Source organism: Luteibacter sp. dw_328, from assembly GCF_018449605.1.
In the GTDB taxonomy this organism is placed as follows: Bacteria; Pseudomonadota; Gammaproteobacteria; order Xanthomonadales; family Rhodanobacteraceae; genus Luteibacter.
Genome location: NZ_JAAVUW010000007.1, coordinates 74,232 through 99,645 on the forward strand (window position 1 = coordinate 74,232; position 25,414 = coordinate 99,645).

The 25,414-nt window shown below is 59.6% G+C and carries 24 protein-coding genes; 14 read left to right on the forward strand and 10 right to left on the reverse strand.

Annotated elements, in window-relative coordinates:
* Positions 1–32: 32 nt before the first annotated feature.
* The 4 genes from HB634_RS17105 to HB634_RS23075 are packed head-to-tail and all read right to left on the reverse strand — an operon-like array spanning position 33 to position 6,691.
* Positions 33–1,631, reverse strand: coding sequence for a GTPase (locus HB634_RS17105; protein WP_213949463.1), 1,599 nt, complete (start codon positions 1,629–1,631; stop codon positions 33–35).
* On the reverse strand, positions 1,628–3,898 hold the full coding sequence (locus tag HB634_RS17110; RefSeq protein ID WP_213949464.1) for a dynamin family protein: 2,271 nt from the start codon (positions 3,896–3,898) through the stop codon (positions 1,628–1,630). Before HB634_RS17110 ends, HB634_RS17105 begins: the two co-directional genes overlap by 4 nt.
* The gene (locus tag HB634_RS17115; RefSeq protein ID WP_213949465.1) at positions 3,895–5,646 is read right to left on the reverse strand and encodes a dynamin family protein; all 1,752 of its coding nucleotides are present in this window, start codon (positions 5,644–5,646) and stop codon (positions 3,895–3,897) included. Before HB634_RS17115 ends, HB634_RS17110 begins: the two co-directional genes overlap by 4 nt.
* Positions 5,647–5,689: 43 nt before the next feature.
* Positions 5,690–6,691, reverse strand: coding sequence for a WYL domain-containing protein (locus tag HB634_RS23075; protein ID WP_213949466.1), 1,002 nt, complete (start codon positions 6,689–6,691; stop codon positions 5,690–5,692).
* A gap of 524 nt (positions 6,692–7,215) precedes the next feature.
* On the opposite strand from HB634_RS23075, the gene HB634_RS17125 reads away from it, so the two are divergent.
* On the forward strand, positions 7,216–7,932 hold the full coding sequence (locus HB634_RS17125) for a hypothetical protein (RefSeq protein ID WP_213949467.1): 717 nt from the start codon (positions 7,216–7,218) through the stop codon (positions 7,930–7,932).
* 32 nt (positions 7,933–7,964) lie between these two features.
* Here the strand turns inward: HB634_RS17125 and HB634_RS17130 are convergent, their stop codons facing one another.
* Both HB634_RS17130 and HB634_RS17135 read right to left on the reverse strand, forming a co-directional pair.
* Entirely contained in the window at positions 7,965–8,819 is an 855-nt protein-coding gene (locus tag HB634_RS17130; RefSeq protein WP_213949468.1) for an alpha/beta hydrolase, read from the reverse strand.
* Between the two features lie 270 nt (positions 8,820–9,089).
* Positions 9,090–9,461 carry a hypothetical protein gene (locus HB634_RS17135; protein WP_213949469.1) on the reverse strand — a complete coding sequence of 124 codons (372 nt, stop codon included), beginning with the start codon at positions 9,459–9,461 and terminating at the stop codon, positions 9,090–9,092.
* Positions 9,462–10,074: 613 nt separating this feature from the next.
* Between HB634_RS17135 and HB634_RS17140 the strand changes: the two genes are divergently transcribed.
* From HB634_RS17140 to HB634_RS17170, 7 genes are all read left to right on the forward strand, one after another.
* Positions 10,075–10,317: a hypothetical protein gene (locus HB634_RS17140; protein ID WP_213949470.1), complete on the forward strand. Its 243-nt coding sequence runs from the start codon at positions 10,075–10,077 to the stop codon at positions 10,315–10,317.
* 124 nt (positions 10,318–10,441) lie between these two features.
* Positions 10,442–12,256 carry a type IV secretory system conjugative DNA transfer family protein gene (locus HB634_RS17145; RefSeq protein WP_255548669.1) on the forward strand — a complete coding sequence of 605 codons (1,815 nt, stop codon included), beginning with the start codon at positions 10,442–10,444 and terminating at the stop codon, positions 12,254–12,256.
* Positions 12,257–12,306: 50 nt separating this feature from the next.
* Positions 12,307–13,227 carry a hypothetical protein gene (locus HB634_RS17150; RefSeq protein WP_213949471.1) on the forward strand — a complete coding sequence of 307 codons (921 nt, stop codon included), beginning with the start codon at positions 12,307–12,309 and terminating at the stop codon, positions 13,225–13,227.
* Between the two features lie 30 nt (positions 13,228–13,257).
* A complete protein-coding gene (locus HB634_RS17155) occupies positions 13,258–14,907 on the forward strand; it encodes a peptidoglycan-binding protein (RefSeq protein ID WP_213949472.1) in 1,650 nt (549 codons plus the stop codon).
* Between the two features lie 175 nt (positions 14,908–15,082).
* Positions 15,083–16,003, forward strand: coding sequence for a hypothetical protein (locus tag HB634_RS17160; RefSeq protein WP_213949473.1), 921 nt, complete (start codon positions 15,083–15,085; stop codon positions 16,001–16,003).
* Positions 16,004–16,082: 79 nt separating this feature from the next.
* Positions 16,083–16,676 carry a PIN domain-containing protein gene (locus HB634_RS17165; RefSeq protein WP_213949474.1) on the forward strand — a complete coding sequence of 198 codons (594 nt, stop codon included), beginning with the start codon at positions 16,083–16,085 and terminating at the stop codon, positions 16,674–16,676.
* A 114-nt stretch (positions 16,677–16,790) separates the two neighbouring features.
* Positions 16,791–17,585 (forward strand): hypothetical protein, encoded by a 795-nt coding sequence (locus HB634_RS17170; RefSeq protein WP_213949475.1) that lies wholly within the window; start codon positions 16,791–16,793, stop codon positions 17,583–17,585.
* Positions 17,586–17,634: 49 nt separating this feature from the next.
* On the opposite strand, the gene HB634_RS17175 is transcribed toward HB634_RS17170, so the two are convergent.
* The 4 genes from HB634_RS17175 to HB634_RS17190 are packed head-to-tail and all read right to left on the reverse strand — an operon-like array spanning position 17,635 to position 20,325.
* Positions 17,635–18,048, reverse strand: coding sequence for a nuclear transport factor 2 family protein (locus HB634_RS17175; RefSeq protein ID WP_213949476.1), 414 nt, complete (start codon positions 18,046–18,048; stop codon positions 17,635–17,637).
* The gene (locus HB634_RS17180) at positions 18,045–18,665 is read right to left on the reverse strand and encodes an NAD(P)-binding domain-containing protein (RefSeq protein WP_213949477.1); all 621 of its coding nucleotides are present in this window, start codon (positions 18,663–18,665) and stop codon (positions 18,045–18,047) included. Before HB634_RS17180 ends, HB634_RS17175 begins: the two co-directional genes overlap by 4 nt.
* 30 nt (positions 18,666–18,695) lie before the next feature.
* The gene (locus tag HB634_RS17185; RefSeq protein ID WP_213949478.1) at positions 18,696–19,637 is read right to left on the reverse strand and encodes an SDR family oxidoreductase; all 942 of its coding nucleotides are present in this window, start codon (positions 19,635–19,637) and stop codon (positions 18,696–18,698) included.
* Between the two features lie 52 nt (positions 19,638–19,689).
* On the reverse strand, positions 19,690–20,325 hold the full coding sequence (locus HB634_RS17190; protein WP_213949479.1) for an NADPH-dependent F420 reductase: 636 nt from the start codon (positions 20,323–20,325) through the stop codon (positions 19,690–19,692).
* 152 nt (positions 20,326–20,477) lie between these two features.
* Here HB634_RS17190 and HB634_RS17195 point away from each other — a divergent pair, with 152 nt between their 5' ends.
* From HB634_RS17195 to HB634_RS17220, 6 genes are all read left to right on the forward strand, one after another.
* Positions 20,478–20,885 (forward strand): helix-turn-helix domain-containing protein, encoded by a 408-nt coding sequence (locus HB634_RS17195; protein WP_213949480.1) that lies wholly within the window; start codon positions 20,478–20,480, stop codon positions 20,883–20,885.
* A gap of 250 nt (positions 20,886–21,135) precedes the next feature.
* Positions 21,136–22,071, forward strand: a complete 936-nt coding sequence (locus tag HB634_RS17200) for a hypothetical protein (RefSeq protein WP_213949481.1) — start codon at positions 21,136–21,138, stop codon at positions 22,069–22,071.
* Between the two features lie 366 nt (positions 22,072–22,437).
* Positions 22,438–22,836 carry a hypothetical protein gene (locus HB634_RS17205; RefSeq protein ID WP_213949482.1) on the forward strand — a complete coding sequence of 133 codons (399 nt, stop codon included), beginning with the start codon at positions 22,438–22,440 and terminating at the stop codon, positions 22,834–22,836.
* 146 nt (positions 22,837–22,982) lie between these two features.
* A complete protein-coding gene (locus tag HB634_RS17210) occupies positions 22,983–23,384 on the forward strand; it encodes a hypothetical protein (RefSeq protein ID WP_213949483.1) in 402 nt (133 codons plus the stop codon).
* 156 nt (positions 23,385–23,540) lie between these two features.
* On the forward strand, positions 23,541–24,074 hold the full coding sequence (locus tag HB634_RS17215; RefSeq protein WP_213949484.1) for a hypothetical protein: 534 nt from the start codon (positions 23,541–23,543) through the stop codon (positions 24,072–24,074).
* Between the two features lie 161 nt (positions 24,075–24,235).
* Complete coding sequence (locus HB634_RS17220) at positions 24,236–25,357, forward strand: hypothetical protein (protein ID WP_213949485.1); 1,122 nt, start codon at positions 24,236–24,238, stop codon at positions 25,355–25,357.
* The last annotated feature ends 57 nt before the right edge of the window (positions 25,358–25,414 follow it).

Below are 25,414 nucleotides of genomic sequence, written 5' to 3' on the forward strand. Positions count from 1 at the left end.
TTCGAAATGCCCGAAGCGCTGATATTTAAGCCCTAAGTGTCTCCATGGCCTAGGGGGCCGGCCGAGGAACTCATGGAAGCCCAAGACAGGGGGGCGACAGCTTCGGCGCGCACTGGTCGCGAAATGCCCGACACCGGACCGGTGACGACCTCGACGCATTCGACGAAGCATTTTCTCAGCTGACGCGACTGCTCAAAAAGAGCTTTCACAGGCGCTACGGACAGTGCCTTCTTCAGCTCCGTGATGTTCGGCGCCATCTTGTCGCGGAATTCGGTTCCGCCGGATGCGAAAGCGGCGAGATCGAGGCGGGAGACCAGCATGCGCTGGCGTTCAGAAAGCTCGCGGTCACTCTCCAGTGCTTCGTCGTACATGTCGAATACATCGTGGATGCGGTTAACAAGGGACGAGCCCGCGTCGCCGGGCACATTGGCCTTGCGCAGAAAGTCATGCAGTGAGAGACCCATAAACGCGAGTTCTCGCTTCAATGCCGCGCTGTAGGCACTAATACCTGCGACATCGATCCCACGCAGATCGAGAGCAAGCGATACGGCGTCTATGATCTCTTCAATATCTTCTTTTGAACGCTGATCGCTCTTGTTAAGCACCACGTATATGGGGCGTCCGTGCCCTATCTCGCATATAAAGGCCATGTCGGATTCCGGAATCACGCCGTTTACGTCGATTCCGATCATCCAGACCAGCTCATCAGCGCGGTGTGCGAGATTGGAGGCTTGATGACGGTCTCGCGCGCCGCCCTCCGATACGCCGTGGCCGGCGTTGTAGCCTGGTGTGTCGATGAGGCAAAGATGCTCAAAGAGCTCCGGATTCAACTGAGTTCGGACAAACATGAGCGGCATCAGGTCGCTCAGGTCGAAGCCGATCGAGCGAACCAGATCATGTGACAGGGTGGCGTAGAACGACGGATCGAGGTCGATTTTTCCTCCACTGGCCGCGCAGGCTTCGATAGCAGACCGGTCACTTGGTATGACGTAACTAGGAATGACTGTTACCGGTACGATTCCCTCAGCGAGGCGAACATCGGCGTCCTGGATGAAGCTGTTGATGAAACTGGACTTTCCTGCGCTAAAACCGCCGACTATACTCACGATGCGGCGTCGGTGGATGTCGGGAAAGCGGGCGAGCATCTCGAGCTCACCGGCCACCGATTGCAGCATCATGAGCGATTTGGCTTCCGCCGCAAGTGACGACTCTGCGTCGGCAAAGCGAAGGTAGTCGTCCGCGAGCAAGCGGTTGAACTCGCCGACACCCGGATTTGGCTCGGGTTTGGCGTCGTGAAGCTTGCTTATCAGGGTGGACATGGCTGACGTTGACGCAAATCTCTTTGCCAGGTCGTCGTGTACCGCGGCCAGGTGGGCAGTTCGCAGGGTGGACGCCTCTACAAGGTCGCTCAGGGCCTCGACTTCCGTTAGAAGCTCAGCCCCCCTGCGCAGGGAGACCTCCAGGCTGGCCTGCAACTCGTCCCTCCGCGCGCTCAGGGTGGTGACCTGTTCGTCCATTACCAGTACGATCGTTCGAATCTCGCTGGCGAGCCGGCGTCGCTTCCAGACAAACGGCTTCCCGACACGATCGAGTGCGGAGAACAGTTCGCCGGCTACTAATCTCTCTGTCATATCGCCTCAAGCTCCTTCTTCATCAAGGCGAAACGTTCGCGACTGATGGCGAGGCTCTCAATATGTCCGATCAGTGAATCGACTCGCCCCAGTAGGTCGTCGAATACGACATGTGCAAGCGTCTTCGGAAGTGATGCGTGCATGCTCGCTACGAAATCATGAATGTTCGTGGTCGCATCGTCGCGCAGGGCGAGAAATGTCATGCGCACGTCCTCGATAAATGAGTTCGCTGCGCTTCCGACGAGTTTCTGTTCTGATGGCCAGCTGCGATCTACCTTTACCGGCGCAGGGAGATCAACCTTCAGGCTGTTCACTGCCACAGTCACTGCCCGGGAAACCCACGAGATGATCGTCTCAGATGCAAGTTCGTTATCATCGTCATCAGCGCCGCCACTTATCTCATAAGCCCGAATGAGTTGATGCTCTGCGGCTCGGACCAGCGCCGTCTCAATATCGGTGCGAGCGCGGGTCTCATTGCGTTCCGATGTGGTAATAATTCGGTCATTGAGTTGTCGCGCGAATAGTTCCAGGGCCGTTACGGCCTGGTCTCGGAAAACCGTGAGCGTTTCTGTCTTGACCTTTCCGCCGTCCCAGAGAACGTCAGCAAGCCAGTTTCCTACGCCGTCGCCGGTTCGCTCCCCCTTCACCACGTGCTTTGCGTCGGCAGACCGTTCGACCGCCTCGTCGTAAATCGTCACCAGCGCTTTGGTGAGCTCTACTGTCATGGCATCAAGGAAGCTGTGCTTCCATGCAACGAAGGCCCCGTCGATGGCGTGGCCGGCCTTGGTGGCGGCGTTCTCAAGCTTCAGCCGCTGTCCCCTTAGCGCCTTGACATCTGTGGCGTCGAGCTCCGCGCTGCGCTTCTCCACCTCTTGCCTAAGCGCAGACTTGAGGTCTCTCACAGCGATCGACTTTGCTGTCACCAGATCATCCAGCTTACTGGCCATGAGGGCCGCCTTGCGCTTCCGCACCTCGTCGATGGATGCCTTCAGCCGATCGATATTAGAAAGCAAGCGAAGAGTGGCTTTGCTTCTTTCTGGATTGCCCTCGTCAAAGAATTCGGGAAAGTGCTCGCTGAGGTTGCGCCAGACAGTACGATCCGTCGAGTCCCAGCTGTCCGTTTCGTCAAATCTAGTTGCAAGGCCTTGGCATGCACTCGACGTCCAGAGGAGTGTTTCTTCAGCCGCGTTGATAAGCTCATCAAAGGCACCGCGGAACTCGGGATTAGAATCGGTGAGCCGAGTAAGCGTGCCTCTCATGTGACCACGAAGTACGGAGCTAATGCCCTCTAAGGTCGCCTCAGGCGTCGCGCGCTTCTCGCTTCCGAAGAGCTGGTTATCGACTTGGCTTGCGACAACGGCTAGGTGCCTCACCCCTTCCCTGCGGGTGATGAGGCTCATCGCCTCAATATCGCGATGATTCAGGAACTGGCCCGCTGGGCTCACGATGAAGATGACATCGCAATCCTTGAGTAGCTGACGGGTACGTTCCTCGCGGGACTGTACCGGGTCATCCATGCCTGGCGTGTCGACGATACGGATATCCTTTAGCCACTCGATTGGCATATAGATGTCGACAGACTTGGTGAAAGGCATATACCGGCCCTCGGGACCAACAAAGTCCATAAGGCGTGCCGCCAGGTCTTCAGGCGAACTGCCATCGATCGCGCCGGGCCGTTCGGAATCGACGCCATGACGCGCCGCTTCAATGCGCCGCCACTGATCGTGGGACGCCGCCATGGATGGCGCTTCCTCGGTCGCAGTACGCAACGACTGGCGTTCCGCGAGATCACGTAGACGATTCATGTCGGGCGCCGGCTGCGCGTTCTCGCGCGCCCGCGACAACGTAGAGGCGATGATCCCATCGGCAATCAATTTCCGCCTGTCTTGAAAGCGCTTTCCGTCACCGGAGATTCTTTCCAGATCAGCACTGGAAAAGTACTGGACCTCCGCCCGGAACGTTTCGCCGAACGCGAGCGTGGTCAGGGCCGCCGTCATCGGCGTGGCGGCCTTCGGCAGGACTGGTTTGCCGTCGAACAGCAGGGCGTTGAGCAGCGATGATTTACCAGCCTTTACTCGACCGACGATGCCGATTGTCAGGAGGCGCCCCGCATCCTCAGCTCCCGCGATGGTCGCGGCGAGCCGGTCATGCGTATCGACGCCATGCTTGGATGCCTGGACAGAAAAATCCCTTCCGATGACGTCTTGGTAGGTATCGGACCATGCGTGCAGCCTGCGTACTTTTTCGACCAAAGCAACCGACATCATGCGACAGCCTCGCTGTACAGCACTTCGTTGGCCAACCGTTGCACGGCATTGCGTGCGGTCGACAAGGCGGCGATCTGGACTGCTGCGCCTCCCTGGCTGGCGTTGGACATCGCAAGTGCTTCCGACACTGCCCGGCGTTGCTCCTCGATCTCGTTTTCGAAGCGCTGAGTGACCGCCTCGACGAGTGCGGCGACCTCCGTGCTGACTATGGCGGGCAATTCATCGCGAAGCCCGCGGATGTAAGCAGGAATAATGTCATTCGCAATGCGCTGGCCTATGGCATCGCGGGCGCGAGATTCTTTTACCCAATCGATGATAGTGGGCAGGAATATGATAGCCAGCTCGACTAGTGGGGTGACGACATTAGTGGTCACTGCAAGCACCGTCGTCAGCCCCTGGTAAGCAGCCCTCGGAATCGGCTGCCCTTGCTTCCAGTTCATTTCCTCCTTGAGTTTCTTCGTTTCGGCCGCGTTACGGCTCGACATCGCGGTAGACCACGAGTTGAGCGTCTCACCTGCCAGTTTGAGACTGTTCTGCACGGTCACCAAGAGTTCCTGGCCCAGGCCCGCGGGCTCGGCCGCGCCGCTTCCTACGGGCTTGAGCGCTCCAGCAACTGCTGAGGCGATAGTCTGGCTCGCATCTCGTAGTTCGCCTTGCATTACCCGACCGACAACATTCCGCGTGATCTGCGTGATTGCGACGCCGAGGGCGTCAGCGCTGCCCGACATCGCGGCTTGCACGAACTCGCCCTGAGCCTGATCAAGCTCGCGTGTCATTTCGCGCATGCATCTGTCGACCGCCCGATCGACGCGGGCCCCCTGGATCTCCTTGATGATGTCGTCGCGTTTGGCTTCGACTGCCTGAAGGCCTGAGGCCAGCTCGTCTCGACGCCTGCGATTCTGAGTGTCGTCGCGCTGGAAGGCGGCAACGGCGATGTTGATGCGGCCGAGGACTTCCAATGTTTCGTTCTTCAACAAGGGGGTGTAGGCGCTCCGCACAATCTCGTCAGGGTCTAGCATCTCAACGAGAGCACGCATGCCCTTTCCCGCATCTCTTTCCAATAGGTGCAGGTCAACGCGGCCGTCGAACGCGACCTCGGCCTGATCCCGCACGAGCTCGGCGACGGCCTCTACATCCTCTGCCGCTCGAAGATCGGTCTTAGAGAGCACGAAGGTCAACGACCGGCCAAGGCCGTGAATCTCGGACAACTGCCTCGTCATCGAATGTGTAAGGTTACCGTCCTCGACACTGATTACCGCAATAAAATGGGCACCGCGAGGCAGGTAGTAAGCGACGGCTTTGTCGTGGTTGGCGAATGACGATCCAAACCCTGGCATATCCACCAGAACGAGTTCCGGGCGCTCAGCCAGGAAGGCACTATCGATGAAAGCCTGCAGATGCGTGAACTCGGCGGCTCGCGTCTTGATGCTGCTGATATTCGCCAGTTCCATGCGTTCGCTCGTCCCATCACTGCGCCACGCGAGCAGGTGCTCATCGACCGAGTAGCGAAGCTCTGTCGCCAATTCCGTCTCCGGAGTGAGGCCTACCGGTAGAATGGGTCGGTCGAGCAGCGCGTTGAGTAGCGAACTCTTTCCAGCGCTGAATCCTCCGACTACCGGAATAACTACGTCTGTGCGTGCCAGATCGTGACTTATGTCCGAGAACGCGGTCGAATCTATGCTGACTCCATCGAGGATGGCGGAGACATCATCGGCGTAGCGACAGAGTGATTCTTGTGACGGCAACATGGTCTACATTCCTTTGACAGGGCTTGCAGGATCGCTCGGAAACTCAGGCGCCCACATAGTTGAAAACTGTTTTACGGGCTTCTTCTAGTAACTCGTCGCGGAGGGCAACTGGTTCGCGCACCTCAACGCCGCTGCCGAAGGCTTTCAGCCACCAGCGGAGCGTCTGATCCGACTCTACGGTCGCCGTCACCGCCACTCGGCGGATTGCTGGTAGATCAGTGATTGTCTGGTCCGCGGATAGCGGTGTTTCACGCAAGTGCTCCGCGGCCTCAGGCGTGAAGTGAGCGACAAGCCGTATCTCGCCCTGCGACTCGTATTTGGCGGCGACTCTTGCGTAGGTGGAGAAGACGAAACCAACTGGAACGCGGGCAGTGTCATGTGTTGGTCGTGTGTCCGACAGTCGGTGCAGTGCTAGCTGACGGATGTCTGCGTAATCAAAGAGGGTGCATACCAGGTACTGCACAGACCCACGAACCAGTAGCCCTAATGGATGAATTGTGAGATCGCGAACATCAGACGCCCCTTTTGATCGATAACCGGCGATCAGCTGGCGACGGGTGGCGAGCGCCTCATGCACATCTCTTAGTACGCACCGATCAATTGCGGGTGGCAGCAGGGCGAGCGCCGACGGGATGACCGCGGTGCGCCGGTGCCACTCGTTCCATGCGCCCGCTGCGAGCTCCTGGTTTGCCATATCGAAGATCGGCGCGAGTTCGTGCATCAAGCTATCGGGCATCAAAGTGCGAAGGTGGAGCTGCGCGAGCAAAAGCGCGATGCCCTGCGAAACGCTTAGCTTTGGAGTGAACTCGAAGTTTGCATCTCTGGCCCAGTACCAGCCAAAGGGTTTGCTGGATTCGTCCGCGACAAGGGGAAAACGCACAGACAGGGTCTGGAGGTCTCGTTCGACGGTCCGCCGGGTGACTTCAATGCCTTGGCGGCTGAGCGAGCCGCGCAAATCTGATGCGGTGGTTCGCCATGGCGCCCGCGGAATCAAGCGCAACAGGGTCCATTGGCGCCAAATCGTGTCATTCGTTGCAGTGCTCACAACTCCGCCCCCTGCGGCCCTCGATGCTCTCCATGATGCATCGATGTGCGACGCAGTATGTCGCATCGAAACGCAGAATGGGATATGAGGGAACGCTTGCCGCGGCGAGGATGCCGCATGTCATCTATCGCGATTGCGCGAGCCCACCACTTCAACGGAAGACTTTCATGTTCAAAATTATCGGTGCAACAGTTGTTTACGGCTTCGCCATTCTTGGCATATCTACTTATTTGGCGCGCGTCAATTATTCGACGGTCGAGGAGTAGGCGATGTGGGGGAAGGCAAGAAATCTTACCTCCGAATGTCTGGACTGCTCTTGGCGCAAGACGTCGCCGCCTGCAGGTGATGTCCTGATGCAGGGGCTCACCTACTTCAAGCACTGCCCTGCCTGCGGGGGTGAGAATATGATTCGGCGTGAGTCCACAGATATCGAGCAGCTTGTGGAGCGGCTGATGCCGTGGCGCCGCGTTGATTGATACTTGACGTTGGCGAAGCACGTTCGTTACTGACCCAAGGAATCGTCTATGTCGTCACTTCTCACGTTTGCACCTCGTCTCAAGTTAAGCGACCTTTTCACCGTTAAGCCGGACCTCACCGCATGGGACGGACAATACGACGCGGTACCTCGTCCCAGGGAGGGCCGTAGCCTTGTAAGAACGCCCGCGCGAGGACTGGCATCCTTCATTTCGTATGCGCGGGGGTTGGAGCTCGTCCCGGGCAAGCAGCTGCCGCACCGGCACGGTGTGTACGTCATTGGCTTTCTCGATCCGTACCCGGCGGTCTACGTGGGCATAGCTGCCGACGACAAAGCGAAGCCCGAGGGCATCCTTAAGCGGCTACAGAAGCACCGCGTGAAAGTCACGGGATCGCATGTGCACGAAGCGAAGAACCTCGGCGGAATTCTCCATCCGAAGCGCTGGGGTGACTTCGCGGCGAGCCGCCATGCGGACTTCGCCTCGCGCGGAGAGGTCGACTTGCTTGAGGATGTCGTGATCATGACGGGTTCACTCGGCGAGGGTGCCAACGCTAAAGATGTGCTTCAGTCCTTCGAACAGCACCTCAGCCTTCCCCGAAAATTCAAGCAATCCAGCAGTCTGTGTCTGCAACTCGTGCAGGCGGTTTTCGATCACCGGCCAGCTGAGGTATATAGCCTTAATACGCAGCGCTCAAGGAGAGCTCCGCCCGGCGGGGTGAGCGTGTCGTTTGACGGCCAGCCGCCGATCCGCCTAGAAGCTCGTTGACTGACTAGGCTACTGTTTCTGGGTGCTTTGCTCTATCGATCTAAAAGATCGAGAAGCGCGGCTCGATAGGCTGGCCCCGCGATTAGAAAGGTATCCTCGTGATTGCCCCCGGGCACGGCTTCGAACCTCACGCCCGGACGGTTGAGCATGATTGCATTCGCCGCATCGAAGGGTGCGACTTTATCGTCGGTGCCCTGGAAAACGATCATGGGCGGACCCTGCCAACGGCTTACCGCCGGCTCCAGCTCCCCTGCCATCGGTACGAGGGCTCGGATGGGTAACGACTGCCAGGCCCATGTTGCGATGTGCCGACGCATCCAGGCTCGAATAGCAGTCGCCAGGTCCGGAGATACGCCTTCCACCAATACGCCCTTGGGTCGTAACTTCGCAGCTTCCACGACAGCGATGCTTGCGCCCAAGGAGCGGCCGACAAAGAGGCTTTGCGCCATCGTGCAGAGGCCGTCGTCTGCGAGGAATCTCAGCGTACGTTCCACGTCCTCGGAGAGGTGCTTGAGCGAGCCTTGCCCTGGAGCGCCATCCTGGCCGGGATACGAGATCGTATAGAGGGCGACGCCGTCGACTCGGATCAAGGGGAGGAGGTCTCGTTCGTATCTCGCCATTCCGCCGTGCTGGCCGGGGAAGAAGATCGCGCACTTGCCGTCAAGACCATTGCTGTAGCGGCGAAGAGCTACGCCGCGTCCTTGGTTTGTGGTTACGACGTGTCGCCATTGTTCATGGGTCGCCTCCGAGCGCGAGGGACTGAGTACCCACTGATCCAGCATGAAGACAAGTATCAATACAGGGGTCAAGAAGTACGCCACGAGGCAGGCAAAGCCTATCCAGGCGAGACGAAGGCGATGCTGCTTTGCCCAGTGACGTACCGTCATATCCTTGCTATCCCAAAAGCATTGACGAGAGCACCCGAGGTCGGGCGAATGTACGCGTGTCATCGCGCAGGACTACAGACAACCGAATGTTGTCTTGCTACGGCCGTTCCGTTGCCTGCGTCGTCGCTATCGGTGCTGCGCAGACAACCATTGCTTAATGCTTTGAGAAGCGCAGACCAAGGGTGCTACCAACACCCTCAGCCTGCTAACCATGACCAAATTATCGAGACCAGCGTCGATGGCGTCGCCACAGAATAGCCAGCCGGGTTGCTAGGGTTGCGAGCCCTTGGCTTTGGCCTCGTGAATAAGTTCACGGATGGCGTCCGCTGGTAGCTTCTGCAGCTCGTCATGCGCCGCATCGGTCACACGTTTACTACCAGTGCCCTCACCCATGACGCTGGTGGTTCCACCGTCCGCCTTGACGATAAAGTAGAACGAGCCGTCGAGACCCTCCGGCGTCGAAAAAACCGCCATCACACGCTCGTCCGAGCACGCAAAGACGAGCCATGGAGCGCCACCGAAAGTGTGCCTGACCGGTCCGTCTAAGCAGCTGATCTTCTCGGGTTGTGCGGGTGCCGTCAGCTGTAGTTCGCCACTGATTCCGCCGATCATCAATGCGGCGGAAAAGAAGATCGAGATCATCGCAAGTCCTTGAGAATTGGATCACGAAAGCTTCGCCGGCCGATTGCCCCATTTACACGGGTCATCGACGAGCGCCCTTGCTTAAGCTTGAAAGCACTTGATCGTTTGGTCCCCTACAGACAACCGAAGGTTGTTTTGCTACGGTCATTCCCGTTGACTGCGTCATCGCCATCACACACGCGCAGACAACCATCGCTAAAGCGGTGAAAAGCGCAGACCAAGGGTGCTACCAACACCCTCAGCCTGCTGACCATGACCAACTCTCAGGAAGTCGACAATGGCTACCCCCGATCATACGGCACGCGCTCGCCCGCCGAACCCCCTCGGCGACACCCCCAACGGTTACCGGCCAGTCTGCATACCGCGCAGACACGGTTGAAGAACCGCGGCGGCGGCCGCTTTTTCTAAGAACTTTCTTCGCCGTCTTACCCGGCACGTAGCCGCTTGGGTCGGTGGTCAGGGCTGACGCCGCGATCCACTTCGTCAATTACGCCGCCGGCGCCCGGACACGGGCAGTCGTTGAACCCGCGAGTCCTATGGTCCGCGGCACGCCGCGCTTTGCACGGCGTGCCGCAACTTAAACGTGGGGCGGCCATCCGAAAGGAAGAAGACCATGAGTGAAATCAACGAAAGCGAAACCTCCACCCACGATCTCTTGAACCAGGCCACCGAGTGGCTGCAATACGCCCGAGGCCTTACCGAGCTGTTGGCCGAACTCGTGCACGAGTCCGATGCGGTCGATTGCAACCGTATGGCGATGGGGCTTGAAGCCATCAGTGCGCTGACGCGCTTGGGGGTGCGCTGTACGGCGGAGGCGCATGCGCGCATGACATGGGAGCGGGCAGGGCGGGCGTGAGAACCGCGGCCACGGCGGATAGAAGAATTCTGAAAAGTGGGCCAGACGTGTGCGGCGCACTCCGATTCTGACCCGGACTAAAGCATGCTCGCAGATTGGCATTCGCGTGAGGGAACACAGTTAGATGAGCGGAATGTACAAGGCATTAACGTTGCTCGTACTTGGACTCTTTGCCCTGGTGGGCGGAGAGTACCTGGCGGGTTTCCTTACCCTATGGATTCTTGGCCTCGGCCAGGTGTCTCTGGAGGTGACCACGTATTGGCAATACTTCCGCGCACTCGATCTGCCCCAGGTCGCGCCGTACGTCCTTAAGATCAAGCTGTGCGGTGCCTTCGGATTCGGTGGGCCGCTGGCGGCATGGTTGAGTCTTTTCATGCCGGTACTGAGGTCCAAACCAGAAACCATGCACGGCGACGCACGCTTCGCAAAGCTGGCGGACATGAAAAAGGCGGGGCTGCTCAAGCAAACTCCGGAAAGCATCCTCATGGGGAAGTACAAGGGTCGCTATCTCTGGCTCGGCGGCGCCCAGCATGTCATTACCATCAGCCCTACACGATCCGGTAAGACCACCAGCATTGCCATTCCGGCGCTGCTCTCGTACCAGCACTCAATGGTGGTGCTGGACCTGAAGGGTGAGCTGTACAAGGCGACCAGCGGCTGGCGCGAATCGCAGCAGCAGAAAGTCTACGTATGGGCGCCCTACGATGACGCGGGAAACACGCATCGATTCAATCCGATGACCACCTTGGCGGGTGTCGATCCTGCGAAGCGTATTGGCGAGATCCAGACCATCGCCGCCATTCTCTACCCGGACCAGCCAGGCAACGATCCATTCTGGACGTCGCAGAGCCGTGCGGCATTCACCGCCATGGCTTCGTACCTCTTCGAAGCCTGGGACGACCAGATGATCTCGCAGGCAGTGGACGGTACCGAACCGCTCATGGCGGATATAAACACCTCGCCGGATTTCCCCAGCTTCGAGCGCATCTTGCATTTCTCAAGTGGAACGGACACCCAAAGCACCAAAGAGGTCATCGATTCAATTCTCCGGAAGCCCAGATACAGGTTTGTCAGCCAGCAGACCCGAATCGTCTTCGGCAACCTCGCAGGCATGGCGGAAGATACCTTTTCGTCAGTGATCGCCACCATGCAGGCGCCCCTGCAGCAGTTCCTTAGCCCGATCCTCGCCGCAGCGACGAACGCCACGGATTTCGACATCGGCGCCCTGCGCAAGCGGCCAACCACCCTTTACGTGATCATCCCCACAAACAAGCTGGACGAGAGCAGCAAGCTACTCAACATCTTCTTCAGCACCGTGATCGGAAACAATCTTGGCAAGCAACTCGGAGAAGATCCTGATCTCAAGTATCAGATGCTCATGTTGATGGACGAGTTCACCGCCATGGGAAGGGTCGATGTATGGGCGAAGCGAATATCCATCGCCGCTAGCTATGGCGTGCGCGACTTGTGCATCGTCCAGAGTCGGGCCCAGCTGCGCTCCGCCTACGGCGAGAACGACGCCCAGAACTTCATCACGAACCACGGTGCGCAGATCGTTTTCGCACCGCGAGAGCAGAGCGACGCCAACGAATACAGCGAAATGCTGGGCTACAAAACGGTCCGGAAGGAACACCGGAGCACCAGTCGGGGTGGCGGAGCGCCGCAGGTGTCGACGAGCTTCAGTGAGGAGCGCCGAGCCGTTCTCCTGCCCCAGGAGATCAAGGAGCTGCCGGCCGACGAAGAGCTCATCTTCTACGAAGGTTGCCGACCGATCCGGGCAAGGAAGAACTGGTTCTTCAAGGACAAGAGGCTGCAGGCGCGCGCCGGTATGCCAGTTTCTGTAGTGGCCCATGCGGGGCAGGTGTCACGTACGTTGGCGCGCGCCCAGGCCGTGCGGAAGCAAACTAACGCTCGAGTGCTCGCGGCGCTGGCCCAGTAATAGTTAGTGGCGCGAGCCACTCCACCCCTCGAAAGCTGACCCAAGGCAACATGACGACGCAAGAAGACTCCTGGGACGAGGACGAAGGCGCACGGCCGTCGTCCCTGCTCTCCGTACACAAGCTGTCAAGCCGCGATATCCACTACGACTCGCAGCTTCTGCGTGACCTTGAAATAGCAAACGCGCGCACCCGCGTCGAACTCGGACACCTTCCACCCGATGGGGTGCCCGTGGCGGTGAAGAGAAAGCCCAGCATTCCCAAAGCGGCAGATTCGCACGGTGATGCCGCGCGCGTTACCGGTGCTGCGACACCGTCGCCTGGCGATTCCGAAACTCAGATGGCTTACGACCCTCAGGAGGCAGAGATCATGAAACTTCAATCCGTTGCGATGGCCGCAGCTATCGGCGCCGTCACTCTTGCAGGCGGCCTTGCAAATGCATCGTCGCACGATTCGAGTCCGGCCAAGGCACGAACCGCTACGAGCCACGGACTTCCCGAGTACTTCGACCTCTACTCGACTACACCGGTGGGTGACAACAGCAAATGCGTGGCTGGAAAGGTGACAGACGAAGACGGCATGTTCTCCCGCCCCTACGTCTATGTCGCCGACGCGGCGGGCGAGCGAATCAAATGGGCCAGGTATATGGATATGCCGGACGACTTCTATGAGGGCAGGGCGACTCACTGCGTGCGGCGGGGAGACGCACTGTATGTGCTTCTCCAGCTCGATACCCAGGCCCCACGGTCGCTCTCGCAGACTCTGCTCAGCATAGTGAAAGTTCGCATAGCAGACGGCAGCACCGAGGGCGAGGAAGACGTTCCAGTACCCAATGCCAAGGGACCATATACATCTTGGGTCTGGGATGACGACGGACTCAAGGTGGTCAATGACGCATTCCTTGTTACAGGAAAGTATCGATATCTGGATACGGAAGACGACTTTCCGTTCTCCGTCACGATCAAGATGTAGCCGTCCTAGTAATTATTCCGCGAGCACTCCATGGAAACCAACGAAGAATTCATTGCAAGGTTGTACCCGATCGCCAGGAAGATTTCCGCTGAAACGGGCCTTTCCTGGGAGCTGATGCTTGCTCAGGCCGCTAAAGAGACCGGTTGGGGAAGGCATGTTCTTCCGGGCACGAACAACATGTTTAACGTCAAGGCGTTTGGCCGGTGGTCTGGCGAGAAAAAGACCGCCCATGTCGACGAGACGTACGACAACACCGGAAAGAAAACTTGGGAGGACCATCCGTTCCGGGTTTATAAAACGGTGGAGGAGTCGTTCAGGGATCGCGCGAAGTTCCTTACGGAGAACCCTCGATACGCGAAAGCAGGTCTGTTTGACGAAGGCACGCTTGGCGACATTGAGGCGGAAGCTAAAGCCTTGTACAAGGCGGGCTTCGCTACGGACAAGCACTACGTCGAGGGACTTCTCGAAGTATTCAATGGTCCAACGATGCGCCGCAGCATCGCGTTGGCGAGCGGGCAAGAGGTCGCGCGCACGACGGCAGCCGGGTCGTCCAGGAGTGGCACCCTTCGAGAAGGCGATCGTTCGGACGCCGTAGGTGAGCTGCAGAACCGGCTGCGCCGACTCGGCTATATGGCACCCGATGGAACACCTCTTGCCGCTGATCAAGACTTCGGCCGGCTAACCCGTCTAGCCCTCGAAGCCTTCCAGCGCGAGCACCAGCTGAAAGCCGATGGCGTCGCTGGTCGCGCCACGCTCGCCGCCATCGAACACGCCGTCCAGACTGAGCTGCGCTCCATAGGTCAGCCTGACGCACCGTACCTGCGAGCCGAGGAACCCAACGAAGCGCTGGCTGCCTATCATTCACTGGCCCCCGAACCGACTTTTGCAACGCCGGTCCTACCGGATGTCAGCTCTACACAGGCCGAGCCGAGAACGGATGCGCTGCAAGCAGCTGCTTTCGGTCGTCCGGATCCCGACACGACGCGCGCGTTGCAGGAGAACATGAATACGCTGGGGGTCGTAGATATGAAGGGCGAGGCACTGGCGGTGGACGGCTTGTATGGTCCATCTACCCTCAGTGCTGTGGCGAGATTCCAGTCAGGTCACGATCTACCGATCACTGGCCACGCAGATGAGGCGACACGTTCCATGGCTCAGAGCCAGGCCTTCATCGCAGAGTTGCAGCAGCTTGCTCCATCCAGGGCGGCGAGAGAGACCCCGGTCTTGGAGGCAATGCGCTCACCGGAAGCCGAGCAGAGCACGCCTGCACAGGTGAACGTGACGCGCCCAGCGGCAGTGATGAATCCGCCGAACATTGGCCTCGCAGTTAACGACCCGAGAAACCCCGACAGCCCGACTCATGCGCTCTATAACGAGTTACAGCGGTGCATCCCTGACGCCTCAGAAAACCGACTCCTGCAGTTCACGGCCGCCTGTCACGAGAACATGATCACCGCGGAGAACCTGACCACAGTGCATCTGGACGAAGAGAAGATGACGCTGGATATCCGCGGATCAGGACCACTCACCACGGCCGCGCAGATCGACCTGAGCGTTCCGCCTCCGCAGCCGGAGCAGGCAGTCGAGCAGATTCAAAAGTTCGATCAGCAAGAGATGCAGATGGCACAGGCATTCCAGGCGCAGAGCGCCCAGTTGGGCCAGCAAGGCATGTCGATGTAGTTGGCTGACTCTGGCGATCTCTTGAGCCAACCCAGCGAGTGGTTGCAGTACCGCAGCAATCAGCTGGGACGACGGTCCGGCTTCTGCTGGGCAACACGCGCGATAACTGGGTCAGGGAGACGTGGCCGACCCATCAGCTGCTACATTCCCACAACGAGAGAAAAGGACAGGGACTATGTCAATCAGTAAACACGCACCGATGTTCGGCCTCCTCATTGCGGCGATGGCCTCCGTATCTCCCGAGGCAAGTGCAAGCGCACAAATCGGTCCATACGACATACCGCCTGAAACGTTCTCCAGCTTCGCGGCATGCCGACGCATGCTGGAAGATCGGTACAGGGACGTGCTGGAGGGGCTGCGTTCCGCCAAGCCCAGTACCGACTCGGACTGGACCAACCAGTTCTTCAACTCCAAAGGCGTTGTCGACACGGGAAAGAATAAGGCCGAGTACGAGGGACGCCTGAGCTACATCAGTGTCGGCAAGTTGAAGGACGGAACGTTCATCTCGTCCAGTGGGGCAAACGACTTCACGTATCGATGTGTGGGCAAGGTTCTGTCAGGCTCGCAGTATGAAATGGCGGTTCCGGGAGAGCCCTCGGAGTACCCAGCCGTCAGCCGTTGGAACGCAGACCGCAACGCGGCCAGATACCTCGAGCCAAAGGGAACAATACCGCCTCCCGATGTCTTCACCGGAACCTGGAAGAATGCCGAGTGCTACCCCGCGAGGGAGGGCGCGGCCGAGCAGTGCAACGCTGTGAGGCTTGCCATCGTGCAGCGGGGTGAGAACCTCTGTGGCGTCGTCCGCGATGCCGATGCGTCCACGGCCAAGACGCCTGACAAAGGCAGCGCAGTTGTTGGGACCGTCGTCGGCGGCGTTGCCATCATGGTGGTTCAGGCGGCATCGCAGGGATCGTATCTGGCGAGGGCGTCGATCTCGTCCCCCGGCATGGGATTTCGCATCGTTGGTGGCCTGGCAGGCGCGACCAACGCGGCGCTCGAAGGCGTCCCTATCACGGCGCATCTTATGCGTGACGACTCGGAAGCTGCGACTGGCGAGATGAAGCGGCTGTCGGAGTCGTGCACATGGCCCGAGTGACCCCTCTTCCTTCATACGGTTGACCAGCGCTTGGATCGGCTGGACGATTCAATTGGCTTGAACTGCGAGGAGGGGGCTCATGAGAACGAACTATGTCCTGGTGGACTACGAGAACGTCCAACCTAAATCCTTGGCGGCACTCGCAGGTGACCAGCCCTTCAAGGTGCTGCTGTTCGTCGGTGCCAGCCAGGCGAAGGTGACCTTCGAGGTCGCTGATTCCATGCAGGCACTCGGGGGAAATGCCAGCTACGTCAAGATCAGCGGCAATGGATCGAACGCGCTGGATTTTCATGTCGCCTACTACATCGGCCGGATTGCCTGTGAGGATCCGACAGCCTTCTTCCATATCATCAGCAAGGACGCGGGCTTTGATCCACTAATTGCCCACCTGAAGACCAAGAAGATTCTCGCAGCCCGGCACAAGGACGTCAGCGATATCCCGTTGTTGAAGGCCGCCAATACCAAAACCTTGGCCGAGAAGGTCGAAGTCGTTGTAGCCAATCTTCGGCAGCGGGGCAGCGCGCGGCCCCGTACGGTCAAGACTCTGTCGAGCACCATTGGGGCGCTCTTTCAGAAGCAGCTGGGCGAGAGCGACATCAAGGCCGTTCTGGGCGAACTGGTTAAGGCTGGTCACGCTGTCATTGATGGAACGAAGGTGAGTTACAGCTTGTAGGAACGGAGGTCCTTGGAGTGCGTGAGGAACGCCCCCCGGACGACTCGACTTCATCCGCACGCAATCCTATGCTCAGCCTCAAGCCCACAGGAACGGTGGGAGTAGGGGAAGTTCATGAGAACAGTGACCGCTCGCACCCTTTGCCTCCACGCCCGCTGGCCGGCGCTGGTCCTGGTGGCCTCCATCGCCGCCCCTGCCTTTGCCAACGACGCACCCATCCTCTCTCAGATGCAGGCTATCGACCTTAGTAGTCGCGTAGCCCGCCAGGTGCCTGGGGTGACCGATCTGGTTATCGCCCCCATGCCTTACGAGGCCGCCAATCTTCGCTGGGTGACCCTGTTCAAGCGGAATACGGGGGATGGCTTCATCGTTACCCTGGACGAGAGCACCGGAGAAATCTGTGCCTTGTTCGAACATCAGGACAAATGCGCCGCCGAGGGCAGCGCGAGCGATGAGATCGCCAAAGCTAAGGCCGTTGCCAAGGCGAGCGAGGAGGCAAGGCTGCATCCGCCGCCGGATCTCGAAGACCTCTGGCTCACGGTCCTGCTCAAGATTGCTCCAAGCAAGGCGCCTTCGCCGGGAGGCTTCGGAAGTACGTGGTATGTCAGTGTCAGCACGGGTGCAGAGAAACCTGTCGATCTCCCAGCAACCGCCATCGCCAAGGCACAGATTCCGGGCATCAAGATTTTTCCGGCAAGTGCCGCGCCAAGCGCCACAGTGGGCAGCGCCGTCACGCAAGGGGAGTACCACATCGGCATCGGCCTCCCGCTAAAGCGCCCGGACGGAAACTACGACGTCACGTACAGTTACTACTGCGGCGTGGTCTGCGCCGCTTCGATGACAGCCGTTATGTCTCACGACCATTGGGGATGGCACCTCATTTCGAGCCGGATGAACTGGATCTCCTGACGCATACGCACAGCGTGACGGCACACCATGCGTTTGGCCGAGCACGAGATCACCGCGTTCCTGAACGCGTTGTCGACGCCCGCGCCAATGCCTGCGTATCAACATACTCCCGAATCTTCGCCACCTTGCCCTTTCGAACGGTAATGGCGAACACCCAATCGTCCTCGAACGTCCTGTTCGTGGCTTTGATTCTTCCCGTAGCGAAGCCCACGACCATAACCCGGTCTCCCTGCGCCACGTATTCAGGAGGCTCCGGGAATGAAGTCTCCATCGTTTCGGAGGCCTTCTGAAGGAAGGCACGCAATCCCGCGTGCCCCCGGTGCGTACCGGCCAGCGACCAATCCTCGCCCGGAACGATCCACTCGATATCGTCGGCACACAACGCGAGCAGGCCTTCCTTATCGCCGCTGCCCATGGCTGCAAAGAAGTCCTTCACAACCTGGACATTCTCTTGCACGCTCATCCGAGGTCGACCTTCATCGCGATGTCGAAGCTGCCGGCGCCGTTTTGGGCCAGGCCGATGAGCATCAGACCGACCGCTTCAAGTGTCGCCGCCATGTGCAGGCCGCCGACATCGAGCGGACGCAGACCGAGACTCTCGATGAAGGTCGAGACGCGGGCCTTGGCGTCCGCATCGTCGGCTGCGATGAATGCGTCGAGGCGTCCACGCTGAGCAAGTACGGGGCCGAAGAGGGTGTTGAACGCCTTGACGACATGCGCGCTGGCCGGCGCGCCCTTGGCGATCTCCTGCGCCCCCGAACTACCTGCGGGGGTGACGAGGCTTTTGGCGTCTTTGGAGACCGGGTTGGTGATGTCGATGATTAGCTTGCCGTCGAGCGCGTTTCCGTACTCGGCGACCACCGCTGCCGCACTGCTGTACGGCACGGCGAGGATGACGATGTCGCCCTTCGGCGCGGCGCCGTAGGTCCCTGTGGTCGCTGGGGCCGTGAGCCGGTCGGCCAGCGCCCGTGCCTTGGCGACGTCGCGGCTGATCACCTCAACGGCGTGTCCGGCCTTGGCGGCACGGCCACCGATCGCTGCGGCCATGCCGCCTGATCCAATGATGCTGATGGTGCTCATATGCAGTCTCCTGATGAGATGGGGTATGGCTTAGCCGGCAGGGAAGTAATGGCCGTTGTCCAGGTCGGTGAGCAGGCCGGGCTGAGTGGGTTCCCAGCCAAGGGTCCGACGGGTAATGGCACTAGATGCGGCGACGTCCAGCTTCACCAGATTCGCGAGGAACCCGAAAAAGCCTGGCAGCATCAGCTCATCCGCGGGAATCGGCACGGCTGGCAGGTTCAAGCGGCTGCCGATGGCTTCGGCGATCTCGCGGAAGGGAATAGCCTCGTCGGCAACCGCATGCCAATTCCTGCCGGCGGGGCTCTCCTCCAGCGCCAGACGGAACACGGTGGCGAGGTCGCGGGCGTGCACGGCCGACCACTTGTTCTGGCCGTCACCGGGATAGCCTACGACGCCCTTCTCCTTCGCAAGCCCGATCAGTATCGGGAGGAAGCCGGCGTTGTCGGTCGTGCTGTGCATGATGGTAGGAATCCTCACGACCGAAGAGCGCACGCCTTGCTCGGCGAGGCCGAGCACCGTCGTTTCGACAATGTTGCGAACGCGCAAGGTGCCTTTGAACTTCTCGCCGCCAGAGAGGGTGGGGTCCTCCTCGGTGGCTGGACGGCCGAGATGTTCCCAACCTGGCGAGCCGATGCTCCCGGACGTGACGAGTGGCTTTCCGGTCCCCTTCAGAGCCTCACCGTAGGCGAGCATGATCTTGTGCTCCGCGGCAGCCACCGCGTCGAGGCCTCCGGTGGGAAGCAGGTCTTGCCGGTGCGCGACGTGGATGACGCCGTCGGCATCTGCAGCTGCCGCCTTTAGCCCGTCGAGATCATCAAGATCGCCGCGACGCACCTTGGCGCCAAGGGCGGACACTGCCTCCGCAGACTTATCCGACCGGGCTAGCGCAGTAACCGTGTGACCGGCTGCGATGAGGTCGGAAATGATATACGGACCGGAATGGCCGGTTCCGCCGGTAACAAAAACATGCATGCTGATAATCCTTGTGGGTGATGTGATTCGAGACGTCGTGGTGCCGGCGTACTCAGCCGAACAGGCTGAGGCCGATGGCGAAGTGGGTGTGCTTGACGGCGTGCGTCATGAGGCCCAGCGACAGAAGGCAGACGTGCTCGAGCGTGCGCGCCATGGGCAAGGAGCCAACGTCCAGCGGGCGCAGTCCGATGCTCTCGACGAACGACGAGACGCGCAGCTTCGCTTGCGGGTCGTCACCGGCGAGGAACACGTCCGACGGGTGGCCCTCGAGGGGACCGGCAGCCAGGACGTGCGAGAACTGGGTGTTGAACGCCTTGACGACTTGCGCATCGGCAGGGGCGGCCCTAGCGATCTCCTGCGCGCCGAAACTGCCTTCCGGAGTCACAAAGCTCGTGAGGTCGGAGCCGACGGGATTGGTAATGTCGACGAGTAGCTTGCCTGCCAGCGCATCGCCGTACTGCTCCACCACGTCGAGAACGGCGGAGTAGGGAACCGCCAGGATCACGACGTGCCCGGCCGGGGCGGCGCCAAACGTTCCTGTTGTCGCGCCGGCTCCTAACTGTCCGGCCAGCGCTCGCGCCTTGGCGGCATCGCGACTGGTCACCTCGACAGCGTGTCCGGCCCTGGCGGCAAGGCTTCCGATGGCTGCGGCCATACCTCCTGAGCCAATGATGCTGATAGTGCTCATGCGCCGTCTCCTCGTTCAACGTTCAAATCATGCTGGCCTCATTACTTGCAAATAGCAAGTGAAAGTATGTGATGTTACTTGCGACGCGCAAGTGATGTTAAGATCGGGTCATGAAGACGACAGGCAAAGAAGACATCCGGTCCCACTGCGCTGTGAACTACGGCGTGGAGGTCTTCGGCGACCGTTGGTCGCTCCTGATCATTCGCGACATCGTCTTCGTTGGTAAGAAGACGTATGGCGAGTTCCTGAAGTCGGAGGAGGGCATCGCGACCAATGTCCTTGCATCGCGCCTGGCCTTTCTTGAAGAGCAAGGGATTCTCTCGAGGGCACCCAGCCCCGACGACGGTCGTAAGGACTTTTACACGCTGACCGAGAAGGGCCTGGACCTCATTCCCGTGGTGCTTAACATCGTCCTTTGGAGCGCGAAGCACGATTCGAAATCGTACGTGCGGGGCGCCAAAGAGTTCCTTGCTCGCTTAAGCCGAAGCCCCATGCAGACGAGCGAAAAGGTAAAGACGCTGGTCCGCAACGGCGGATGTCTCTTTCCTGAGAGCCGATGAAGTGTGACCTGGGTCACCTTCCTTTTGCATCGCAGCGTGCGTCACCGAACGCACCGCTATAGAGTTTCCCAAGCCGGCATTTAGATCGATCTAAACCGGCACGGAGCGCTGCAGCGTTCCGCAATGCACTCTGCAAGAAAATACGACACGCCATCAAAGGGGTAACGCGGAACATCGCTCCGATAGCGAAGGATTCGGAGTGCGCGTTGGGTAGTGGCGTGGCCTCATACACAACCATCGGAGCAGGTTAATGAGTCCCAAGTCTCGGTTTAAGCGCACGCGCGTCACAGCTGCTTTGCTTCTCTCGATCGCCGGATTGACCGTTTCCTCAGCATCGCTCGCCGACACCACTGGCTATATAGGCATTTTCGGCGGCGGACCGATTTACAAGAACGCCAACAACAACATTACCGAGCTCAGCCAGTCGGGTTTTACGGAAGTCATTGTGTGGAGTGTCGAGGTCAAGGCGAATGGCGACCTCAACCTCAACGGTGAATTCCCCATCGTCTCCAACGGCGCCTATATCGGCAACCAGACGTATCCGAACTTCGTGTCCAACCTGGCCAGCCTGAAGACGGCGGGCGTCAAACGCATCACCTTCAGCATCGGCTCGTCCAACTTCGGCGACTTCCAGGACATCAAAGCCCTGGTGAACAGCACCGCCACCGGCGGCGGCACCGGCACCAAGAGCACGCTCTACAAGAACTTCCAGGCGTTGAAGAAGGCCATCCCTTCGATCGATGCCATCGACCTGGATGACGAGAACGGCTACGACACCGCATCAACCGTCGTGTTCTCCGTGATGCTCGGCAAGCTCGGTTACCACGTCATGCCGGATGCCTACACGAACGCCTCCTATTGGACATCCGTGGTCAAGCAGATCAACAGCCAGCGCGCCGGTACGGTGGATGGTGTGCATCTGCAGGCCTATGCTGGTGGCGCGGGCAATAGTCCCTGTTCGGGTTGGGACTTCGGCGGTGTTCCTGTCTATCCCGGCATCGGTGACTCGTCGATCGGCGGCGACTCGGTACCCGGCGCGCAGAGTAAGTTCGCCAACTGGGCTGATGAGTGCAGCGTCACTGGTGGTTTCCTTTGGCTTTACGACGATGTGGCGGGTAAGACGTACAACGGTAAGACGCTGTCGGCGGCGTATGCCGGGGCGATCGATGCGGGTTTGACGCAGTAAGTTATCCCAAGGATGCACGGCCTGACGTGGGCCCACATAGGTCGTGCGTCCCCGCGGCTCATTTGCTGGCACGATCGACATCACCGTGCTCGCATGCTTGGTAGCTCTCACCAAAGCGCACACAAACCCCGCTTTGCCAGCCGTGAGCAACGCCTGAAGTACGGCTCGACTCGGACTTGTCTGGCTTGTCCGACGTCCCCCCAGTTATTCGCAAGGTCAATACAGTCTGACTGGACCGAACTCCAATACCGCAGCAGCTGCAATTATCTAAGATGGAGGCCACGCAAACATAAACATTCCGGACGTACCAGGCGCAGTTGCTGAGTACTACTATATTGCGCCGCCTCGGCCGATGGGAGGATAGAGATGTTGTGCGCCGCGCGGATTGCTGTAGTAATCGTCCTACTGGCTTGTCTCGGCGCGTGCTCGGGATGTGTCGATGCCGTTTTGACTGAGCACGAGGTTGTCACGCAGGGTGGGCTCAATGGATTTCAGATTGGCGGTGACAAGGCCGCAGCGCTTGCACGCGCAAAGTCACTCGACGTCTATGCAATCGGCATTCCTCCGTACGAGAACCATATCGATCGGGCCCAGCTCTTCAAACCAAAGGGCCTGTCATCTGCAGAGGCTGCGTCGCTGATGAAATTTGATTGCTGGAGTTTCGAGTTGGTAGAGAAGCCTGGGGGCGCGTTCTACGAGCTTCGCTTTATTGGAGGTAAGCTCGCCGAGATTCGTTATGACCGTCCGCGCACCCAACCTGAATAATGCAAATAAGGGCTACCCGGCCAGTACTACGATGTCGAGAGCGGGCTGAACTACCTATGTGCATGTGACGATGGATCGATTGTGATCAAGCCCGTAGGCACCTGCGGCATCGGCGGAAGTAATGCGTCGATCAATGTGGAGTCGACATGCGATTTGAAGTGCGGTTGAAGATAAGCGGTTCGAACTTTAGTCCTCAAGCATTTGCAGAAAATCACGCGCTAGAAGGTGCCGGCGAAGTTCGGCCGTACCTTGGCCATCGTGCGGTGCCAGGAGGCTTAGGGGATAGTTACTGGGTGTCCAAGCCTGTCAAGGTCCTCGAGTCACCGGAGGTTGCTTGCATTAACCTACTGACATCGCTGAAGGCGCAACTCAAAGCGGCTCGGGCATGTGGTGGCAAGATATCCATCCAGATCTCGGCTTATTACAAGGAGGATGATGATCGCCGTGGGTTCTACGTGCCCAGTGAGCTAATCCACTTGATCGGAGAGGTCGACGCCGATCTGGACTATTCACCCGAGATCGACCTTCAGGCCCTGTCCCATGATTGAAACGCACGACCCTTATGGGTTTTGCGTTCTTGCGACTCACTACACCTTCACCCCATCGTGCCTCACCCTTTAGTCTCGAGAGTAGAATGCTGTGTTCATCGTTGAGGCCGACAGCAACGTAAGCTGGGTGACGTCGGCTCTAAAGGAGTGCTGGACGTGACCACCCAACTACCCGCCGTGATCACAGGGTGCGACGAGTACGAAACACTGACCGAAGACGAGCGCGCCGCCTTCCTTCGAAGATTGGAAGTCGCGCTTGAATTGGGCACCTCTCTGTCGGGAGGCAAGCGAAGGAAAGAGTTTCCTGACTTCTTCCATTTTGTAGAAGACCTGGAACAGGACGCCAGTCATCTGCAAGAGTTCACGTTGCCCTGGGGTGGAACGCTGAGTCGGTGGCTTGTCCACTATTCGTGGACCTTCGACACTACGCCGGCCGACATGAGGGCCAGCCTCACGGCGCAGGTTCTCCACTTGATCAACTCAGATGAACCTTCGACCGATGCATCGCTCGAAGTATCGGAGCGGTGGTTCACGGAACTAGGCGATGGCGTAGCTATCGCGGCCAGGGCTGTCCTCACCGCGACGGACTTCGGCTCGGCGATGGCACATCAGATCGCGCTGGACATCTTGCTAGGCAGGATACTGTCCGCTTGTTACCGGCTGCGCCTGAACCGGCTTGTTCCCAGGTGACCATCGAACGGCCGTAGTGGGACAGAGCGGCGAAATGATCGATAGTTTGGTCATATGCCCCCGGCCACGCCCAGCCGCCCTCCTCGTGACATCCCGCCGCAAATCCGGCAGCATGCCGACGTAATGCAACCACAGGACGGTCTGCATGCAAGGGGGAAAACATGCTCAAGCGACAACTCCGCTGGCTCCTGCCGGCGATAGTGCTGTGCGCCGTGTTGTACGTGGCCTATGTCCACCTAACGCCCCCTTCGGCACTGCCAAACGGCCATGCCGCGGATACGCGTGAGGAGTTCGAAAAGCGTAAGACGCTCATGGCCGCCGCAGGCCAGCCCCTGGCCGATGACATCCGTTTCAATAGCACCCAGGCTCGCGAGCTCGCGACGCGGGTGAGCCTCGATGCGATGAAGGCGCGTCTGGCGACAACGGGTCTCAGTTACGACTTCCAGTGGCGTGCGCATCTGTCGCAGACAGCCCTTGCTGCATGGGAGGCCGAAGACGCCCGCTACCCGCCTAGTGCGGGCAGGTGGCCTACCAAGACCACGCTTGTGCGTCCGGGGGTGTGGAGGGCCATTGTTATCGAGTCTGCCGCTAGCCAGGCGCCGGATCTTTACATCATCCGTGTCAGCGTGCGTCCTGACGTCGCGTTAGCACACTGGTCGGCCGAGGCACGCTTTCGCTTTCCGCCGTCTCCGGGTGTTCCCGAGGCTGTTCTGTCCTGTGGTGTGGGCAATTGGATACCTTCTTCGCCGAGCCACGGCTACTGCTCTTTACCGGCGCTCAACCAGCGGGCGAATGACGAGGCAGATGCGCCCCTGCTCGACCGCCTGGTCAAGCTGCAGACCGAAGGTCCATCACCAGGCATGGTTGCGGCCAAGATAACCTGGCCAAGCGGCCTCGTGGCAGCCTCCGGCGAGATGGCCGAGGAGGTGCGCCAGGAGGAGCAGCGGGGAACACGTGAGCGCGCAGCGGACGAGGCACGCCGGTCCGTGGAACAGACGGCGACCTATATCATGTACGCCATAGCCGGCTTGATCCTGTTCGGCCTGCCTTCACTGGCGTTGTTCGGGGCGATCAGGGCACGTCGCTCACGAGCAGCGCGGAAAGGCTCGGGCGTATACGGGGTTGTTTGCGTGGGCATGGCAGGAGCAGCCGCTTACGGCATCACCCTTGTGCACGGGGGAGATGGGACGCTGCTAGTACTGGCTCTCGCGGGGATTGCGCTTGTTGCGGGCGTGGCCGGGTTGATCGCCTTGGTGGGGGCGGCTTTCGGTACGAGCGAATAGTCGCGATGGATCAGCGCATAGGGGGGAGCGGTCACATGGACGCACGACCCGCATGGG

Bases quoted from the DNA above. Each gene is read 5' to 3' on its own strand.
- HB634_RS17105 (WP_213949463.1), bottom strand. From the start codon at position 1,631: ATGACAGAGAGATTAGTAGCCGGCGAACTGTTCTCCGCACTCGATCGT.
- HB634_RS17110 (WP_213949464.1), bottom strand. From the start codon at position 3,898: ATGATGTCGGTTGCTTTGGTCGAAAAAGTACGCAGGCTGCACGCATGG.
- HB634_RS17115 (WP_213949465.1), bottom strand. From the start codon at position 5,646: ATGTTGCCGTCACAAGAATCACTCTGTCGCTACGCCGATGATGTCTCC.
- HB634_RS17125 (WP_213949467.1), top strand. From the start codon at position 7,216: ATGTCGTCACTTCTCACGTTTGCACCTCGTCTCAAGTTAAGCGACCTT.
- HB634_RS17130 (WP_213949468.1), bottom strand. From the start codon at position 8,819: ATGACGGTACGTCACTGGGCAAAGCAGCATCGCCTTCGTCTCGCCTGG.
- HB634_RS17135 (WP_213949469.1), bottom strand. From the start codon at position 9,461: ATGATCTCGATCTTCTTTTCCGCCGCATTGATGATCGGCGGAATCAGT.
- HB634_RS17140 (WP_213949470.1), top strand. From the start codon at position 10,075: ATGAGTGAAATCAACGAAAGCGAAACCTCCACCCACGATCTCTTGAAC.
- HB634_RS17145 (WP_255548669.1), top strand. From the start codon at position 10,442: ATGAGCGGAATGTACAAGGCATTAACGTTGCTCGTACTTGGACTCTTT.
- HB634_RS17150 (WP_213949471.1), top strand. From the start codon at position 12,307: ATGACGACGCAAGAAGACTCCTGGGACGAGGACGAAGGCGCACGGCCG.
- HB634_RS17155 (WP_213949472.1), top strand. From the start codon at position 13,258: ATGGAAACCAACGAAGAATTCATTGCAAGGTTGTACCCGATCGCCAGG.
- HB634_RS17160 (WP_213949473.1), top strand. From the start codon at position 15,083: ATGTCAATCAGTAAACACGCACCGATGTTCGGCCTCCTCATTGCGGCG.
- HB634_RS17165 (WP_213949474.1), top strand. From the start codon at position 16,083: ATGAGAACGAACTATGTCCTGGTGGACTACGAGAACGTCCAACCTAAA.
- HB634_RS17170 (WP_213949475.1), top strand. From the start codon at position 16,791: ATGAGAACAGTGACCGCTCGCACCCTTTGCCTCCACGCCCGCTGGCCG.
- HB634_RS17175 (WP_213949476.1), bottom strand. From the start codon at position 18,048: ATGAGCGTGCAAGAGAATGTCCAGGTTGTGAAGGACTTCTTTGCAGCC.
- HB634_RS17180 (WP_213949477.1), bottom strand. From the start codon at position 18,665: ATGAGCACCATCAGCATCATTGGATCAGGCGGCATGGCCGCAGCGATC.
- HB634_RS17185 (WP_213949478.1), bottom strand. From the start codon at position 19,637: ATGCATGTTTTTGTTACCGGCGGAACCGGCCATTCCGGTCCGTATATC.
- HB634_RS17190 (WP_213949479.1), bottom strand. From the start codon at position 20,325: ATGAGCACTATCAGCATCATTGGCTCAGGAGGTATGGCCGCAGCCATC.
- HB634_RS17200 (WP_213949481.1), top strand. From the start codon at position 21,136: ATGAGTCCCAAGTCTCGGTTTAAGCGCACGCGCGTCACAGCTGCTTTG.
- HB634_RS17205 (WP_213949482.1), top strand. From the start codon at position 22,438: ATGTTGTGCGCCGCGCGGATTGCTGTAGTAATCGTCCTACTGGCTTGT.
- HB634_RS17210 (WP_213949483.1), top strand. From the start codon at position 22,983: ATGCGATTTGAAGTGCGGTTGAAGATAAGCGGTTCGAACTTTAGTCCT.
- HB634_RS17220 (WP_213949485.1), top strand. From the start codon at position 24,236: ATGCTCAAGCGACAACTCCGCTGGCTCCTGCCGGCGATAGTGCTGTGC.